This is a genomic window from Methylonatrum kenyense, assembly GCF_023195885.1.
GTDB lineage: Bacteria > Pseudomonadota > Gammaproteobacteria > Nitrococcales > Aquisalimonadaceae > Methylonatrum > Methylonatrum kenyense.
In genome coordinates, this window is record NZ_JALPKO010000008.1 from 85,137 (window position 1) to 105,053 (window position 19,917).

Here is a 19,917-nt window from a genome sequence, read left to right on the forward strand (position 1 = left end):
TCAGATTTCGCCCTCCGTCCAGACGCTTTCGTCCACCCGGTTTGGCGTTGCGTCAGTCCTGGCGATCATTTCCGACAGTTCCTTGGCCAGGTCGGCCAGGGTCATGCCCATCAACAGCGAACTCGCCGGCACCAGGACTCCGACCTCCGTCTCGATCCGGTTCCTCAGTTCCACCGCCAGCAGCGAATCGAATCCGTAATCGGCAATATCCGCCCCGGTACCAATCTTGTCGGTATCCAGCCGAAGCACACCGGCCAGTGCCGACTGGATATAGCGGGTTATCCACTCCAGTCTCTCCGCGGGTTCCATGGCGTTGAGTTCGGCGCGATCGAGCATCTGCGGCGACCTCTCCGGTGCAGCACGGCCGCCGGAATATCCTTCGTCCGCCAGAAGATCGAAAAACGGGGCCCTTCCCCCTCCTGGCCTTTCGATGGGGAACCTGGCCCAGTTGATGGGTAATACAGCCGCCTGGACAGCCCCGTCTCTGAGCAGGCGCCGGAACGCCGCTGTCCCCAGTTCCGGGGATATTGGCTCCATCCCATGATCTCTCCAGTCGAGTCTCGCCCGGGCCGCCATCCCCACGACACTCCACGGCCCCCAGGCAATGGCGGTCCCGGGCAGTCCCTGAGCGCAGCGCCACTGTGCCAGGCCGTCCAGAAAGGCGTTGGCCGCAGCGTAATTGGACTGCCCGGGGGATCCCAGAAGCGCGGCCCCGGCCGAGAACAGCACGAAGGATTCCAGGGGCAGATCCGCAGTGACCTCGTGCAGGTTCAGTGCGCCCACGGCCTTGGCGCGGAGTACGGCGTCAAAATCCTCCCAATCCAATGTCGCCAGCACGCCATCGGCGAGCTGGCCCGCGGCATGCAGGACGTGGCGGAGCATCCAGCCTTTTCCCTCGATCTGGTCACGCACCCGACGCATGCTGTCGATATCGGCGACGTCGCACTCGGCAACCAGCACATCCGCACCCAGGTTCCGCAACGCGTCGATGGCATCCTGGGCGATTGCCGATGGTCCGCTTCGACCGGTCAGGGCCAGTTGCCGCGCCCCCCGGTTCACCAGGTCGCGGGCAATGGCCAGCCCGAGTCCGCCGATTCCACCGGTGATCCAGACCGCACCACCATTCAACCGGTCCGCCTCCGAAATCTGATCGAACAGCACCACCTTGCCAATGTGGCGGGCCTGGGCCATGTAGTGGAACGCCTCCACCGCCTCATCCACCAGGAACCGCTGTACCGGCAAGGGTTGCAGATCGCCCGCCGCGAAACGGTCCGCCAGCGCCAGGAACCGGGCACGCACCCGCTCCGGCTCCTGTGCACAGGCCTCTCCCAGGTAAATGACGTGATAGCGGGCATTGGGCCGGAGCGCACGGACGCGCTCCTCGTCCCATACGCCGGTCTTGCCGATCTCCAGGAAGCGCCCGTCGTCGCACAACACCTCGAAGGAGGCCTGGATAGCGTCACCGGTGAGCGCGTTGAGCACGAGGTGAACGCCCGCGCCATCAGTATCCGCCAGGATCTGTTCGCGAAAATCCACGGACCGGGAGTCATAGATATGGCGGATCCCCATGCGGCGCAGCACAGCGCGTTTCCGCTCGCTGCCGGCGGTGGCGAACACCTCGGCACCGGCCAAACGTGCCAGCTGCACCGCCGCCATACCCACGCCACCGGCCGCCGCGTGGATGAGCACCCGCTCCCCGGCCTGCATGCCGCCGAGCACGTTCAGCGCCCAGTCCGCGGTGAGAAAGGCGATGGGGATGGTAGCCGCGGCACCGGTTGACATCCCTTTCGGCACCGGCACGGTGACGGCCGCGGATGCGTTGACCAGGGAGCAGAAGCCCCGGGGGGTGATCGCCATCACGCGGTCCCCGGGTGACAGGTCACGCACCGACCTTCCCACAGCCTCCACCGTTCCGACGCACTCGCTGCCCAGGGGACCCGCATCGCCGGGATACATTCCCAGGACGTTCAGCACATCGCGGAAGTTGAGACCGGTGGAACAAACCCGGATTTGCACTTGATCCGCTGCCGGCGGCTGGGGCCGGTCCGGCACCAGGGCAAGCCTGTCCAGTCGTCCCTGCTCTTCCACCTCCAGCCGGTAGGCCGGTTGCGGGCGCACCCTGGCCTGGCGAACAAACTCGCTGCCATAGCGAACCAGCCTGGCCGCCCGCCAGTCCTCGCCGCGATAGGCAAGCCGGTCCTCTGGTCCGTCCATCAACAGCGCATCAGCGAGTCCCGCCGGCAGGGAGCCGACAGCAGCGGGCGGCAGGTCGATGCGGCGACAGCCGGCGGCAGGGATTTCTGCCGCCATGGTCTGGCCGAGGCCCCATAGGGCGGCGTTCACGGGATTCACCGTATCGCCTCTGGCCACGGCGACGGCACCGCGACTGACGACGCACAGCCGCGGGGGAAGGCTTGCTTCTGCCAGTGCCCGGCCCAGGAGATGCAATGGCTCCAGCGAGCGGCGGAGCGCACCGCCGATTTCGGCTGCACGCATCTCCGTCCCCGCTGTGGGGGCGACAAAGACAATCCCCTCGGGAGAGGGGTCCGCAGTCAGGGCGTCGTCCGGCGAGCGATGCTCGGCGGTGCGCCCCAGCCTTTGCAAGGCCCTGACCACTGCCGCAGTGTCGTCACCGTCACCGACCACGTACCAGAGGCCGGCAGCAACCGATGCCTCGGGGATCCGACAGTCCGTCCATTGCACCTCGTACAGTGTCTCCAGCACCCGACGCTCGAGCAGCGCATCCGGTGTCCCGACACGCTGGAAGCGAATGCCGTCCACTCGGGCCAGTTCACGGCCGCTGGCATCCGTCAGCCGGACATCACACAGCAACTGCGATGCACCGGCATCGCCTTCCCGCAGCAGTGCCAGGGCCTGCAGGCCTTGCAACTCCGTCGGCGCCTGCCCCGGAATCACCCGATAGGCGGTGATATCCACCGGCAGGTAGACGCTGCTCTCGGCGGAAAGGCAGGCACCGCAGAGCTGAAAGGCGGCATCCAGGAAGGCCGGGTGCACACCGTAATGCCGCTTCTCCGAAAGCGGCAGCATGCTGGCATCGATCTCCCCCCGCGCCCAGCCCTCGCCCCGGGTGATCCGCCCCAGGGAGCGGAACGGCCCGGAATAGGCCACGCCGGCCGCCTCGATCCGCGCCAGGTACTCGGCGGAATCCCAGATCTCGCCGGCTTCGTTGGGAAACGTGGTGTGGTCGGGGCTGCTTCCCTGCCCGTCCACCAGCCGGGCAACCATGTGGGTCTGCCATTCATCCCCCTCCGCGGCCCGGCTCACCACTTCCAGGCGGTCGCCGTCGATCAGGGTCTGGACGCGGCGGGGAGCGGTCACCGCCAGCGGTTCCAGGATGTGGATGTTCTCCACCACGGGATACGCCCTGCCGGAGGCGGCTCCCGCGGCCCGCGCCAGCTCCAGGTAGGCCGTGGCCGGCAGCACGGCACGGCCGAAGACCCTGTGGCACGCCACCCAGTCGGGATCCGACTCGTCGAGCAGGGCCTCGAACACCGCCCCCTTCAGCCGTGGCGATTGCAACGCAAGGCCCAGCAATGGATGCCCGTCTGCGGGCAGCTGTTTCTTCCTGCGCTGCAGTGTCGGCCAGTGGCGTTCACGTTGGAACGGATAGGTGGGCAACTCCACCGCTTGCAGGCGACCCGGCGGGATCCGCTCCCAAGCGACAGGGACGCCGGCCACGTAAAGGCTCGCCAGTGCCTCGCGGGTGGACCAGGCGGCATCGCGCCCCGGTCGCAGGGACGGCGCGTAAACCTCGGCTGGCGACGCCCCGGGGCAGGCCGCCGCCAGCCCCAGCAGCACTGGTGCCGGACCCAACTCCAGCAACACCGTGGCGCCGGCTTGGCGCAGGCTCGCCACCGACTCCGCAAAGCGGACGGGTTCACGGATATGCCGGACCCAGTAGTCCGCATCCGGTATCGCTTCGGCCCGTGCCCCCGTGCGGTTGAGTATCAGGTCGATCTGCGGCGACCGGTACCGGATCTCGTCGGCGACGGCCTTGAACGTCTCCAGGGCGGGTTCCATCAGCCGGGAGTGGAAGGCGTGGGAGACCACCAGCCGCTTCCCCTCCACCGACTGCCGACCAAGGGTCGACAACAATTCCTCCACGGCCGCCTCCTCGCCAGAGACCACCGTGTTGGCCGCGCCGTTGACCGCGGCCACGTCGAGTCGCCCGGCAAAGGGTTCCAGAGAGGCACGCACCGTCGCCTCGTCGGCGAAGACTGCCGCCATGGCGCCACCCGTCGGCAGTTCTCCGAGCAGCCGCCCGCGGGCCGCCACCAGGCGCAAGCCCTGTTCCAGGCTGAACACCCCGGCGACACAAGCGGCCACGTATTCCCCGAGGCTGTGTCCCATGACAACAGCCGGTTCCACGCCCCAGGACCGCCACATCCTGGCCAGCGCCCATTCCACACCGAACAGCACCGGCTGGGTCACCCGGGTCTGCTGGAGCGCAGCGGCAGCCTCCGCGTCCTCGGAGTCGGCCCGCACCAGCTCCAGGATGGAACGTCCGAGCAAGGGCTGGAGAATTGCGTCACAGCGCTCCAGTTCGGTGCGGAACACCGGATCGGTGGCGAGCAGTTCCCGGGCCATTCCCGGCCGTTGCGAACCCTGGCCGGTAAACAGGAAGGCCACCCGTGGCGAACGCTTGATCAGGGCCTCACCGCGGAGGATATCTGCGCCGCCGTCGGCGGTCTCCCGCAGTGCGGCAAGCAAGCCGGCATGTGAGTCGATCACCGCGGCCGCCCTGTGTTCCCAGTGGCTCCGCCCGCAGCTCAGCGTGGACGCGACGCGTTGCGGATCCAGGGAGGGGTCCGCCTCCAGGCGGGAGGCAATCCGGCCTGCCAGCTCGGCAAGCGCCGCCGGGGTCCGGGCCGACAACGCGTAGACCGCGGGTAATTTCGGCTGCCCCTCCGCCTCGCTTGCCTCCACCGTGGGCGCCGTCTCCAGGATCACGTGCACGTTGGTGCCGCTGAAGCCGAAGGAACTGACCCCGGCAATCCGACGGCGGTCAATGACCGGCCACGGGATGGGCTCCGTCGGGATGCGCACGGGACTCGTCTCCCAGGGGATATGCGGATTGGGCGTCTCGAAATGCAGGTTGGGCGGGATCACCCCGTGTTGCAGTGCCAGCACTGTCTTGATGACACCGGCGATCCCGGCGGTCGACTCCAGGTGGCCGATGTTGGTCTTCACCGCGCCCACGTACAGGGGCGGCAGGTCTCGATCGCGGCCGGCATGGACCGCGCTCAGCGACTGGATCTCGATGGGATCACCCAGCTCCGTTCCGGTGCCGTGGGCCTCCACGTAACTCACCGCCCGTGGCTCCAGACCCGAGGCCTTCAGCGCGGCACTGATCACCTCCTCCTGGGCCCGTGCGTTCGGCGCCGTCAGCCCGGCACTGCGGCCGTCCTGGTTGCTGGCCGTACCACGCACCAGAGCGAGAATGTTGTCGCCGTCGGCTTGAGCGTCACGAAGGCGCTTGAGCAGCACCACGCCGCAGCCCTCACCGCGAGCGTAACCGTCGGCGCGGGCGTCGAAGGCCTTGCAACGACCGTCCCGGGAGAGCATCCGTCCGCTGGAGGCGATCACGTGGCCGTTGGGTGTGAGCATCAGCAGTACGCCGGCGACGATGCCCATGCGAATCTCGCCGGCCCGCAGGCTCTGGCAGGCGGCATGAAATGCCACGAGTGAAGAGGAACAGGCGGTATCGATCGTCAGGGCCGGTCCTTTCAGACCCAGGATATAGGCGATACGGCCGGCGGCGACGCTGTGGGAAGTCCCGGTGCCGTAATAGGTATCGATGTAGGTCGTATCAGTGCCGCGGTCCTGGATGTGGGCCCAGTCATGGGCCGTCATGCCGACGAACACGCCGGTGGCCGAGCCACTCAATCGGGATGACGCCTGTCCACCGCGTTCCAGGGCCTCCCAGACCACCTCCAGCAATAGCCGCTGCTGCGGATCCATGGCATCCGCCTCGCGGGGCGCGATACCGAAAAACTGGGCGTCGAAACGATCCACCTGCGTGTCCAGAAAGGCGCCCCGCCGGGTGTACATGCATCCCGCCGCCTCCGGGTCCGCATCGTAGTAGGCATCCACGTCCCAACGATCCGCCGGAATCTCGCAGGTCGCGTCGAAACCCGCCTGCAATCGCTGCCAGAAATCCTCCGGCGTATTGGCGCCACCGGGAAATCGGCAACTCATGCCGACAATGGCAAGCGGTTCACGCGTGAAGTCGCGCCCTGACTCCAGCTCGCGCTCCAGTTCCTCGATGCGCAGGAAGGCACGTTTTAACAGGTCTTTCCGTTCGCCCGACTCGTTCATTGCTTCTCAACTCCGGGCAGCTTCAGCTTGCGCTCCAGCAATTCCGCCAGCTCATCCTCGTCCAGCGCGTCAACCGACGGGGACGGTGGCCGCAGCTTGTCGTCCTCCTCTTCCGAGGGCATTCCGAATCCGGAAAGCAGGTGTCCGGTCAATTCTTCCAGGGTCGGGTAGGTAAACAGCAGCGTGGCCGGCAGGCTGCGGCCCAGCTGGGTGCCCAGGGCATTGCGCAGCTCCACCGCCATCAGGGAATCCAGCCCCAGTTCGGTAAGCGGCAGTCCCGGGTCAATACTTTCCCCGGGCGGCAAGCCAAGTGCTCGGGCGGCGGCACGGTGCAAACCATCGAAAAGGACCTGCCGACGACTACCCGCGGAGGCCGACAGCACGTCCCGCGAGAGCTCGCCGGCCGCAGCTTGCTCCGCCGACACTTCGGCACGCTCGGGAGCAACCGCTTCCCCGGCCGGCGCACCGCTCCGGCGGGTCAACAGGGAGCTGAATGCCCCCCGCGCGGCGAGGACGGGATAACGGGACAGGAACACGTCCCAGTCGATGGCCAGGGCCGCTACGTGTGAACAGTCCCCGGCCATGAGCCGACCAAGCAGGTTCAGCCCCCTGCGGGGATCAATGGTGTCCATGCCCACGGCACGTGCCCGGCGGATCACATCCCCGCGGGTAGCCGCACCAATCTCGCTCCAGGCACCCCAGTCGATGGCGAGCCCGGGTAATCCTGCAGCCCGCCGATGCAGGGCAAGCCCGGCCAGGTAGGCATTGGCCGCCGCATGGTTGGCCTGTCCGGCGGTACCCAGAAAGGCTGCGCCGGTGGAGAACAGCACGAAATGGTCCAGACGGCAGTCGCAGGTGGCGCGGTGCAGGTTCCAGGCGCCGGCTACCTTGGCGTTCATGACCTCTGCCATCTGACCCCAGCTCTGGTGCAGCAGGGTCGCGTCAGCGGTAACGCCGGCACAATGGAACACACCCCGGAGCCGGCTCGATTCGGCGGCGTCCATCAGCGCGGCGACGCAATCACCATCTCCGACATCGCCCCGCACCAGCCGGACGTCCACACCAGTCTGTTGCAGCTGATCCACCAAATCCCTGGTCTCGGGACCGGGCGCACTGCGGCCGCAGAGAACCAGGCGACCGGCACCGCCCTGTGCCAGCCAGCGGGCCACCGCAAGCCCGAGGCCGGAAAGTCCGCCGGTAACGATGTAGCTGCCCTCCGGGTCCGGGGCAACGGCAGCCTGCCCGACAGCCTGCCGGGTGACCCGGGCCACCAGTCGCCGGCCGGAACGCAGGGCGACCTCGTTCTCTGTCACAGGAGCACCGCCCCGCAGCAAATCTGCGAGGGCGTCCAGTTCGCTTTCCCAGTCCGCCGGCAAATCCACGGCCCTGCATGGTAAATCCGGATGCTCCACCGCCACCGTGCGGGCCACTCCCCAGAGCGGCGCGCCGACAGGATCCACTGCCTCGCCGTCCGTGGCCTGCGCCAGTCGGGTAAGAAAAATCAGTTCGACGTTGCCGGCGTCCACCGCCGCCCGGACCAATCCAAGAGCGCTGCCGATACTGCGTTGCTGGCGGGCCATGGCGGTCGTCGCATCATCATCCGGCGCACTGGTCTCATCCACGGACAACAGATGCAGCAAGCCCCCCGGTCCGTCCTCGGAACCCAGGGACGCCAGTGCCCCGGCATAGGCCTCGCCGGCTTCTGGCTGCGCGCCGCTCACAGCCAGGGCGTCGATGGTTCGCACCGCAAGCCCCCGCTTCCGCAACCCCAGGGCCAGCCGTTCCGATTCTCCACCTTTGCGGACCACCGCCAGCCAGGACCGCCCGTTGCGGGAATCCGCGATCGGTGTCCGGTTGCCTCGCCTGGCCAGGATGACGCCCTGTTGATCCAGCAACCCGCCGTCACCCGCTTCGGCCCGAGGCAGGACAGCAGTATCGAAGCCGCCGTCCTGCAGCAGCTCAAGCCAGCCCTTGCGGTCCATGAGGGCGTAACCGGGGCGCCGCCTGGTGTCCGTGAACGACCACCAGCCATCGGTCAGTCCCACCGTCAGGTCGCCAAAACGCTGCGGCCGCAGCCCTTCCAGCAGCACCAGGGTGCCGCCCGGCACCAGCAAGTCGTTGACGCGGGCCAGGGTTTCGGCCAGATCCGGTGTTGCGTGGAGCACGTTGGAGGCAAGCACCACGTCGAAGCTCGCCGGGGTGACACCCTGGCCACCGGGATCGGCCGTCACATCCAGCAGCCGGTATTCGAGGAAATCGTACGCCTGGAACTTGTCCCGAGCCCGTTCCAGGAACAGTGGCGAGACATCGGTGAACAGGTAATTTACCTCCAGATCCCGCAGCAATGGCAGCAGGCGGGATGTGGTACCACCAGTGCCGCCGCCGATCTCCAGAATCCGTAATGACCGCCCGGTGCCCTGCGCGGCTCGCGCAAGGGCTGCCACCGCCTCGGCAGCCAGGCCATTGAAGACCCGGAACGATGGCGTGTCCGCATACAGGCGCTCGGTGGGCTCGAGCGAGCCCTCAGGGAACAGCAACTCCATGGGATCCGTCTTTCCCTGCAGCGCACCAGCCAGCCCCCCGGCGCACCGGGCGGTCATCTCCGCCTCGACGCGACAGGCAGGAAAATCCGTGCACAGGGCATCCAGCATGGCCCCTACCTCCGCCGCCTCGGGCACGCGCTCCACTTGCCAGGTCTTGGCTCCGGCGGCGGATACCAACCCGTCCTCCGCCAGAATTTCCAGCAGACGGTGGAACAGCCGGCGGTGCTCGGGCAACACGCCAAGGCGATCCCGCAGGTCGCCCTCTTCCAGGGTCTCCCCGGGGATCAGTTTCAGCCCCATTTCGCGCAAGGCCTGCACCACGTAGACGGTGCACAGCGCGTCCAGTCGGGGCAAGAAATCGCGGTAGATCGCGCCGCCGTGAGCCTCAACCAGGCCAGCCACACGATCGTCCAGCACCGCCACCACGGCCTCCGGGTCCATTACCCCGGAACCGCCCGGATCGTCTATCCAGCGGCGCAGCCACAGCAGACCGTCGCCTTCATCCCGGCTCTGCGCCGCCGCGGTGCCCGCGGTCTCGCCGCAGGCCCGCCGGGACCAACCAAGCCAGTAACGGCTCCGTTCGAATGGATAGCTTGGCAAGGCAACGCGGCGACCAGGCTGCTCGCCCAACAGCGCGTTCCAGTCCGGCTCGATGCCATTGACGTGCAGGGCGGCCAGGCCGCGCACCAGTTCCCGGGACTCGGACTGGCCCTGGCGCAGAGAGGGAACGAACAGCGAACCGTCGTCCCCCAGGGTCGCCTGGCCCAGGCCGCAAAGGGTGGGCCGGGGACCGATTTCCAGGAAGGTGTCGAATCCCTCCCGGCGCAGGCAGCGGACAGCGTCGGCGAACCGCACCGGCTGGCGCATCTGCCGGCGCCAGTACGCCGGTGACGCCCACGCGCCGTCATCCATCAGCTCGCCGGTACAGGTGGACACTATTGGGATCTCTGGCACGCCGATGCGTACGCCGGCCAGCACCCGTTCGAAGTCGTCCAGCACCGGCTCCATCATGACCGAGTGAAATGCGCCGGCAACCGGCAGCCGGCGCACCTCCACACCATTGCCCGACAGGTGGCCCAGCACTGCTTCCAGTGGCTCGTGCGGCCCCGAGATCACCGTGTTCTCCGGCGCATTGAACGCAGCAATACAGACTGCCGGATGATTCGCCAGGGCGGCCTCCACGGTGGCTGCATCGGCCATCACCGCAGCCATTCCCCCGCCGTCGGCCACCTTCTGCATCAACCGGCCTCGCGTCGCCACCAGGGTCAACGCATCCGCCGGGGTCAGCATGCCTGCCACCGTGGCGGCCACGAACTCCCCGACACTGTGACCGGCCACGGCCGCCGGCTCGATCCCGCGTGACCGCCACAGTTCCGCCAGGGCGTATTCCACCGCATAAAGTGCCGGCTGCGCATAGGCGGTCTGTTGCAGCAGGATTTCCGCCCGACCCACCTGGTCCTCTCCGACGGGGTACAGCACCTCCCGCAGGGGCGTCTCCAGCAGCGATTCCAGGGCCTGTTCACAGCGCAGGAAGGCATCACGGAACACCTCACTGCTGTCCAGTAAATCCCGACCCATGTGCGGATACTGCGCCCCCTGGCCGGTGAACAGAAAGACAGGCTCCCTGCTGCCGGTGGCACGTCCCGCCAGTACCGCCCGGGTTCGCTGTCCCGCCAACCAGTCACGCAGGTGGACGGCCGCCTCGTCACCGGTCGCCGCCGTCACGCAGAGTCGTTCCTGGAAGCGAGCCCGCCCCATCGCTGCCGTCTTGCAGACGTCGCGGAAGGTTCCGCTGCCGGGTATGCCGCCCTCCAGCGCATCGGCATAGCGCTGCGCCAGCGTCTTGAGTGCAGTCGGGGTGCGGGCCGACAGGGATAGCAATCGGATACCGTCGTCGCCTCCCGCCTCGTCCACCTCCGGTGGCGCGGGCGCCTGCTCCAGGATCAAGTGGGCGTTGGTTCCGCTGAAGCCGAAGGAACTGACCGCAGCACGGCGGGGTCCGCCCCGCGCCGGCTCCTCCCAGGGGGTCAGCGTGGTGGGCACGTCAATGGGCCATTGCTCCCACTCGATCAGCGGGTTGCGGCGACGCAGGTTGCGATGCGGCGGGATCTGACGGTGCTGAAGCGCCAGGATCACCTTGAGCAGTCCGGCGACGCCCGCCGCTGCCTCCAGATGGCCGAAGTTGGTTTTCACCGAACCGATGCGCAACGGGCTTTCAGCGTCGCGCTGGCCGTAGACCGCACCCAGGGCACGCACCTCGATGGGGTCCCCCAGACGCGTACCGGTGCCGTGCGCCTCCACGTAGTCGACATCGCCGGCACTCAGATGGGCGCGTTCCAGGGCCAGCCGCATGAGCGCCTCCTGCGCACTGCCATTGGGCGCGGTGATTCCGCTGGAACGGCCGTCCTGGTTGATTGCGGTGGCACGAATCAGCGCATGGATGGTGTCACCGTCCGCCTGGGCATCCGACAGGCGCTTGAGCACCACCACGCCGCAACCCTCGCCGCGGACGATGCCGTTGGCCGACTCGTCGAAAGTGCTGCAGCGGCCGTCCGGAGACAGCATGCGCGCCTTGCTGAGGGTGATCATGGTCTCCACCCCCAGCAGCAGGTTGGCACCGCCAGCGATGGCGAAGCCGCACTCGTCGCGACGCAGGCTTTCACAGGCGAGGTGCACCGCCACCAGAGATGAAGAGCAGGCGGTATCCACGGTCAGCGCGGGCCCGGAAAGTCCCAGCAGGTAGGCAATACGGCCGGCGGCCATGCTGCCGGCAACCCCCGATGCGTAGTAGCTGTCGATCTCCTCCAGGGGATGTTCCAGCATCAGCTCGAAGTATTCGTGCCCGCACAGGCCCACGAACACGCCACCCGGCACCGCGGTCAGCGCATCGCCGGCCAGACCGGCGTTCTCTAGGGCCTCCCAGGCCACTTCCAGCAACAGCCGATGCTGAGGGTCGACACTCACCGCTTCCCGGGGGGCGATGCCGAAGAAACGGGCATCGAAATGCTCGACATCGTCCAGGAACCCGCCTCGGCAGGTCACCATCTTGCCGGGCACATCCGGGTCGGCGTCCCGCAACCGATCCGCGTCCCAGCGTTCCGCCGGCACTTCGCGAACACCATCCTTCCCGTCCCGCAGGAACCGCCAGTAGCTGTCGGGACCATCGCAGCCACCAGGCAACCGGCAGCCGGTGCCGATCACGGCGATGGGTTCCTGGTCCCGCGCGGCGGTGCCCTCGGCCTGGTCCAGCCGGTCCTTCAGTTCCGCCGCCAGCAGGGCAAGTCGATCGGGCGGCAGCTTGGCGATGCGTTCCAGAAAATCACTCATGATCGGTACCCGTCTGTCCCCGAAACCGCCGCGCAACCTCCGCGTCGGACAAGCCTTCCACCAGGTCCAGCACCGACAGCGACCCCCTGCTTCGGGCCGTCTGCTCCCGTCTGCCGGACTCCGCCGCCTGCCGCTCCGCAGCGGCGGCAGACGGGGCGCCGTCTTCGGCTTCGTCCTCAGGCATCATCCGGTTGGCCAGATGCGCCACCAGCGCATCGACGGTGGGAAAATCGAACAGCAGCGTTGCCGGCAGCGATTCCCCGATCTCGCTGGCCAGGGCGTTGCGGAGTTCCACTGCCAGCAGGGAATCCAGGCCGACCTCACCCAGCGGCTGGCCACCGTCCGGCACCCGGCCAGCGGGTAGCGCCAGGACCCTGCTCACGCACTGTTCCACGCCCTTGCGCAGGACCTGCATGCGGCGGCGGGGAGACGCCCTGGCCACTGCCGCGGCGATGGTTTCGCGAGATGCCGGCTGATCCTGGCGCCGGCTGCCGGAGGCCGGCACCGAGGCGCGCAGGAACCCGTCCAGCAGCGGGTTGTGCCGGCCCAGGGAGGCCATAAAGGCGTTCCAGTCCATAGGCGAAGCCACCACGCTGCCGCCGCGGAACTGGCCCGCTAGCTGTTCGAACAGCGCCAGGCCACGCTCCGGGGCGATCTCCAGCACACCCCGCTGAGCCACGCGGGACACCGTGCCGTAACGGACAGCGGCGCCGGTGCCGCTCCAGGCGCCCCAGGCAATGGACAGCGCCGGCCGTCCAGCAGCGGTCAGGGAGGTGGCAAGCGCGTCCAGGTAGGCGTTCGCCGCCGAGTGGTTGGCCTGCCCGGACGAGCCGAAAACCCCGGAGATGGATGCGAAGAAGACCAGAAAATCCAGCGGATCAGACGCTGTTTCCGCGGCCAGGGCGGTGCTGGCATGAACCTTGGCCGTAAAGACCCGGCGGAAGCGCTCCCAGCTCTGTTCCGGCAGCAAGGCGTCGTCGAGCATGCCCGCACTGTGCACCAGACCGCGCAACGGCCGAGCCTGGTCCGCTCGCGCCGACGCGAGAACGCGTGCCCGGTCCGCCGCCGAACCCATGTCGCCCTGCAAGACCTCCACGGCCGTGCCCTGCTCCTGCAACCGGCGAACACAGGCGACGGCATCATCGTCCGGGGCGTTGCGCCCCACCAGCAGCAAGCGGCCGGCGCCCCGCTGGCAGAGCCGTTCGGCCACCAGCAGCCCCAACCCCGACAGGCCCCCGGTCACCAGGTAACTGCCATCCGGCCGGGCGGGGATTTCGCCACGAGGCGTCCGGGCCAGCACCAGTTTGCCGACATGGCGGCCCGCGGCCATGTCCCGGAAGGCTTCCACCGCACGGTTCATGGGCAGGATGCGATGGGGCAGCGGTTTCAGTTCGCCACGCTCGAAACGCGGCACCAGGGCCTGCAGACCACGCTGGATGGCGTCCGGTTCGGTTTCGATCAGGGGGCTCAGGTCCACCACCAGATAACGGATTCCGGATTGCAGCCCCGCCGTCCGTTCCACCGCCTCCTGATCCCAGATGCCGGTCTTGCCCAATTCCAGGAATCGCCCGTTGGTCGCCATGGTTCGCAGGCCCGCCGGGATGAACTCCCCCGCCAGGCTGTTGAGCAGCAGATCAACTCCGCGGCCATCGGTGACGGTCAGCACCTGCTCCGCGAAGTCCAGGCTACGGGAGTCGAACACCGCCTCGACGCCCATGTCGCGCAGCAGCTGCCGCTTGTGCTCGGTACCGGCGGTGCCGAACACGCGCAGACCGGCCGCCAGGGCAAGCTGGACAGCGGCCATGCCCACGCCGCCGGCGCCGGCATGGATCAGCACGGTTTCGCCGGGTTGCATGCCACCGACGTGGCGCAGCGCATGATCCGCGGTCAGGAAGGCAATGGGCATGGTCGCCGCGGCGGCGATGGAGAACCGCTCCGGCACCCTGGCGACCAGGTCGGCATGCAGATTGACGAAATCGCCGAAGGCACCGGCCGCGGCCATGACCCGGTCGCCCACCGCCACGTTATGGACGGCGCTGCCGGCACGACGCACCACGCCAACGCATTCCCCGCCCAGACGGGTGCCGACGTACTGCACCCCCAGGGCATGCATCACGTCGCGGAAGTTCAGGCCGGCCGCCTCGATCTCGATTTCCACCTCGTCGTCGGCCGGCGGCGTGCGCGGGCAGGGCTCGAAATGCAGTTCGTCCAGCACCCCGGCCCGGCCGAAGGTGAGCCGCGACGGCTCGGCGTCTGCCGATGCGATGTCCTCCAACGGCAACGTTTCCAGTCGCGGCAGCTGGAAGCCGTCGGCACGCAGGGCCAACTCGGGCTCGGTCACAGGAACCGCCAGGCGAGTCACCAGACTAGCCTCAAGCGCTTTATCTGGTATTGATGGCAAATCAATAATCCGGGTGCTTATCTCAGGCCGTTCCACACGGATAGCCCGGAGCATGCCCCAGAGGCTCGCCTGGGCCGGATTCGCTACCGTATCGACCACCGATGCCTGCATCGCCCCGCGGGTCAGCACGTGCAGCCTCGGTGCGGCATCACCCAGGGCGGCCAGGGACTGGAGCAGGCGCAGCAGGCCCTCGCCCCACAGATCAAGCGAACTTCCCTCCTCGCTCACCGCCTCGCCGACCGGCTGATCCAGAGACCAGCAATACAGCACATCCGTAGTGCCAGACGGCGGCTGGATCAGCGCGGCGCAATCCTCGGCAACGGGTGGGACCTCGCGCAGCTCGACCGTGGCACCGGCCCGGCGCAGATCGTCGGCAAGCCGCGCGGCAGTACCACCCCGATCGGCCAACACCGTCCACGCCCGCGCCGACTCCGGCAGTACCACCGTGCCCGGATCGTCGTCGCGGCGGGCGATGACCAGTGCCTGACGACTGATTACCGAGTCCCCCTCACCGGGCGCGGCAGTTACCGTCACCGAGAAACCCAGCTCGCCGCAGACCTGTCGCCAGCGGGCGCGGTCCAGCAGCGGGTAGTCCAGCCGCAAGTCCGTATCGGTGAAAGCCCACCAGCCGTCCAGCAGGCCCACGGTCAGGTCGTGCCACGGCTCCGGCTCCACTGCTTCCAGGGCAATCAGCACACCGCCCGGGGCCAGAAGCTCCCGCACCCGGCGCAGCGAGGCACGGATGTCCCGGGTGGCATGCAGCACATTCGAGGCAAGCACAACGTCGTGACCACCCGTGGGGATACCCTGAACCTCCGGATCCTTGTCCAGATCGAAAACCCGGAAGTCGGTGCCCTGGTGATGGCCGAATTCCTCGGCGGCGCGGGAGACGAAGAGCGCACCGATATCGGTAAACAGGTAGCTGAACCGCCCGGCCGGCAGTGCCGGCAGCACATGGGCGGTGGTGCCGCCGGTGCCGCCGCCGATCTCGAGCAGGCGAACAGGCCGGTCGGCCGGGGCACTGCGCAGCACCGTCTCCACCGCATCGCGGACCAGGCCGTTCAACCCCCTGGCCACCGGGGTGTCCCGGTAGAGCGCGGCGAGGTCCCGCGCGTCGCCGCCCGGGAAAAGGATTCCGTGAGGGTCTTCCCGCCCATCGAGCATTGCTGCCAGGTTCTCGCCGCAGCGCCGGACCACGGCAAACTCCGGGCTGGATGCGTAATCACGGCTTGCGATACCCTCCGCCAGCGCCGACACCGTCTGTTCGGGCAGAATCCGGACCGTGTAGCCGTCGGTCCCCGATTGCAGCACTCCCTGCTCCGCCAGGATTGTCAGGTAGCGGGAGACAAGCTGTTGGTGGCGTGGAAGGATTCCGAGCGCCGCCACCAGATCCCCGGCCTGCACAATGTCACCCTCGGCTGGCTTCCAGCCCAACATCTGCAGCGCCTCGACGATGTAGGCGACCGTGAGTCGGCGAAGATCAGCATAGAATGCGTCGACAGCTCGACCGGCATCACCGGCGAGGAGGTCCGCCATGGCGGTTGTCAGGTCCCGGGCGGTAGCCGCGCTGTCCAGCCCGGCGGTGACTGCCTGCTTCGGCCCCGCCTCCTCCTGCAACCAGCGTATCCGGTAGGTGGCCTCACTGCCGGCGGATGACGCACCGGCGCCAAACCCGGGTGGCGCGCGTTTCACCACCAGGCGCTGGATGCTAACGGCCGGCGTACCGTCCGCATCGTCCATCCGGATGGTGGCGGACAGGGTTGCGCCGTCACCGACACCCTGGTCGTCCAGGCGTACGTGGCTGGTTACCGGCACGCCACCGTCACCGAAGCGAATGTGCTCTGCGGTCACCGGCAGATAGAGCGCCTCGTCGTCGCCACCACGGCCGTCCAGCGCCGCTACCATGAGCTGCAATCCGGCATCCAGTACCGTTGGATGGATGCAGTACCCGGCATCGGCATCGGTGACCGCTTCCGCACATGCGATTTCGCCGAACGCCTCGCCGTCACCGAAACGCACACCGCGAACACCCCGGAAGGCCGGGCCGAAATCCAGCCCCCGGGTTCTCAACCGCGCGTAGAAAGCCTCCGCGTCCAGATATTGCGAACCGCAAGCCGACTTGCTGGCAACGGCCACCGCATCCCGCCCCCGCGGCTCCCCGGGCGCGATACGGCCGTCCACATGCAGGGTGAACCCTTGTTCGTCCTCGCCGATGCTGTGCACCGTCAGCCGCGCAGGCCCATCCGCAACCGGCTGGATGCGCAGTTGCACCGCGCGCATGCGATCGTCCAGGACCAGCGGCGCCAGGATGGTGAAGTCCAGCAGCTCGGGCCGGGCCCAGCCCGGACCACGGCGGGCCGCGGCCAGGGCCATCTCCAGGTAGGCGGCAGCCGGCACGATGATCCGGCCGTTGACCGCATGATCCGCCAGGAATACCGGGCTGGTTCCGGTCATGGCCGCCTCCCAGCACCAGCCGCCGCCAGGGCTGACCAGCCGGTCCCCCAGCAAGGGATGTCGCTCGCGACGACGTGCCGGACTGGCCACGCCGTCACGCTGCGGCACCAGGGGCACCCACAGGGGATCGCGCTGGAACGGATAAGTGGGCAACCGCAGCCTGCGGTATTCCCGACCCATGTCCCTGGCCCGCCAGTCCAGTGTCCCGCCGGCGGCGTAAAGGGCAGCCACGGCGGCGGCCAGGTGTTCGCCCTGGTCGCCGTCGCGGCGCAGCGAGCCGATCCAGTGAAGCTCGGTGTCAGGCATTGCCCTGGCGCCCATACCGCAGAGCACGGGTGCCGGACCGCATTCCAGGAAGGTACGGAAACCCCGTTCCCGGGCGTATTCCAGACCGGCATGGAAACGCACCGGCTCACGGGCATGACGGACCCAGTACGCCGGATCCGCGAGCTCCGCGGCGCTGACGGGACGTCCTGTCAGATTGGAAATGAGCGGCACCCGCGGCTGCCGGAAGCAGGCGCGGGATACGACCTGTCGCAATCCATCCAGCATCGGATCCAGCAGATGGGAGTGAAAGGCATGGGACACCTTAAGTCTGCTGCAGTCGATTCCCTCCGCGCGGGCTTCTGCCGCCAGCAGGTCTACCGCTGCGGCCTCTCCGGAGACGACCACGGCATCGGGGCCGTTAACTGCGGCCAGGCCCATGGCGTGGGCATGGGGCGCCAGCAGTGGTGTAACCCGCCCCTCTCCTACCGCCACGGCCAGCATCGCGCCACCGGCCGGCAGGGCGTCCATCAATCGGCCGCGGTCCGCAACAATTCGAAGACCGTCCTCCAGGGACAGGACCCCGGCAACGGCAGCCGCCGTATACTCGCCGACACTGTGGCCCAGTACTGCTGCTGGCCGGACACCCCAGCTCTGCCAAAGCTCGGCCAGCGCCAGCCCCAGGGCATACAGCGCCGGCTGGGCGACCGCAGTGCGCATCAGCGCCGGTTCCGCGTTCTCGATCCTGCCGAACATGATATCCAGCAAAGGGATATCGAAGGACTCCCTGAGGACGGCATCACAACGGTCCATCACCTCACGGAACACGATCTCCTGGGCATAGAGCTCCCGCCCCATACCAACCCGCTGCGAACCCTGGCCGGTAAACAGGAAGACCGGGCGCGCCACGTCGCCGGTCGCCCTGCCCCGGAAACGTCCCGGCCGCGGCTGATCCGGATCGGTGGCGAAGTCCCGTAACGCGGCTAGCGTGTCGTCCCGTGATTTGCACACCAGGGCGAGACGTTCCGGCAGGTGGGCCCGACCCGCCCCGGCCGTATGGCAGACATCCGCCAGGGGAGCACTGGTCTCGGCCAGGGCTCCGGCCCAGGCCGCCGCCAGGGCACCAAGTGCTGCCGGAGTCTGCGCCGACAGCGGCAGCACCGGCACCGGTCGGGCCGACGTGATCTCCACCGGCCGTGCGGGCGGCGGTTCCTCGACGAGGATGTGGGCGTTGGTGCCGCTGAAACCGAAGGAACTGACCCCCGCCCGGCGCTTGCCGTCGGCCGTGGCCGGGAACGGCTGGTGCTCCGCCGCCACCCGAACCGGCAGCGATTCCCAGGGAATATGGGGGTTCGGGGTTTCGAAATGCAGTTGCCGGGGAACCTCACCGGCCTGCACGACCAGAATGGCCTTGATCAGCCCGGCGATACCCGCCGCACCCTCCAGGTGGCCAAGGCTCGCCTTGATGGTACCGATCAGCAGATCCGACTTGCCGTCCTCACGGCCGCGGCCGTAGGCGGCGCCAAGGGCTTGAACCTCCAGCGGGTCGCCGAGTTCCGTGCCGGTGCCGTGGGCTTCCACATAGCCCACATCCGCCGGCTCCAGGCCGGCCTGCGCCAGGGCTGCACGAATCACCGCCTCCTGCGATGGACCATTGGGCGCGGTTAGTCCACTGCTGGGACCATCCTGGTTCAACGCTGAACCGCGGATCACCGCCCATATCGGGTCATTGTCCTGCCGGGCATCACTCAGCCGCTTCAGCACCAGCACACCGCAGCCCTCGCCGCGACCGAACCCATTGGCGCGCGCATCGAAGGCCTTGCAGCGGCCGTCGGGCGCCAGCATCCGCGACGCCTGAAAGGCGGCGGTGAGATCGCCCCCCAGGATCAGGCTGGTACCTCCCGCCAGGGCGAGATTACATTCCCGGTTTCGCAGGGACTGACACGCCAGGTGGGTAGCCACCAGGGACGACGAGCAGGCCGTATCAATGGACAGTGCCGGCCCCTGCAACCCCAGCAGGTAAGCAATCCTGCCGGAGGCCATGGACAGCCCCACACCGGAGGCGTAATGGGCGTGGATCAACTCCCTCCTGTTCGCCGCCTGCCCCTGGATCTGGGCGTAATCACTGCCCGTGATGCCCATGAAGACCCCGGTGGCAGTCTGGCGCAGGCTGTCGGGGGCAATTCCGGCATTCTCCAGCGCTTCCCAGGCACATTCCAGGGCGATACGCTGCTGGGGATCGATACTGGCCGCTTCCCGGTGGGAGACACCGAACAACTCCGGATCAAATGCGCCGGGATCCAGGCTGAGATAGCCGGCGGGAGGAAGTTCGCCGTCTTGCGGCCAACCGGGGCGTGGCACCGGGGGGCACGCGCAGACTGCATCCGCACCATCGCGCAGCATTTGCCACAAGGCCGCCGGCGAATCCACCCCGCCCGGCATACGACACCCGATACCCACTACCGCCACGGGCTCGGCCTGCCGGGCCTCCAGTTCGCGAACGCGGCCTTGCAATGTCTCGAATTCGAGCAACGCGCGCTTGAGCGGCGAAAGTTGTTCGGTCATCTGTTTTGATTCACCCCGTGCCGA

At 68.0% G+C, this 19,917-nt stretch carries 3 protein-coding genes; all 3 read right to left on the reverse strand.

Features of this window, described 5'->3' with window-relative positions:
* The 3 genes from M0534_RS10765 to M0534_RS10775 are packed head-to-tail and all read right to left on the reverse strand — an operon-like array spanning window position 1 to window position 19,893.
* Window positions 1-6,339 (reverse strand): type I polyketide synthase, encoded by a 6,339-nt coding sequence (locus M0534_RS10765; RefSeq protein WP_248568433.1) that lies wholly within the window; start codon window positions 6,337-6,339, stop codon window positions 1-3.
* Window positions 6,336-12,209: a type I polyketide synthase gene (locus M0534_RS10770; protein ID WP_248568434.1), complete on the reverse strand. Its 5,874-nt coding sequence runs from the start codon at window positions 12,207-12,209 to the stop codon at window positions 6,336-6,338. Before M0534_RS10770 ends, M0534_RS10765 begins: the two co-directional genes overlap by 4 nt.
* Entirely contained in the window at window positions 12,202-19,893 is a 7,692-nt protein-coding gene (locus M0534_RS10775) for a type I polyketide synthase (RefSeq protein WP_248568435.1), read from the reverse strand. Before M0534_RS10775 ends, M0534_RS10770 begins: the two co-directional genes overlap by 8 nt.
* Window positions 19,894-19,917: the final 24 nt, after the last annotated feature.

Coding starts and splice junctions, on each gene's coding strand:
- M0534_RS10765 (WP_248568433.1), bottom strand. CDS start 6,339: ATGAACGAGTCGGGCGAACGGAAAGACCTGTTAAAACGTGCCTTCCTG.
- M0534_RS10775 (WP_248568435.1), bottom strand. CDS start 19,893: ATGACCGAACAACTTTCGCCGCTCAAGCGCGCGTTGCTCGAATTCGAG.
- M0534_RS10770 (WP_248568434.1), bottom strand. CDS start 12,209: ATGAGTGATTTTCTGGAACGCATCGCCAAGCTGCCGCCCGATCGACTT.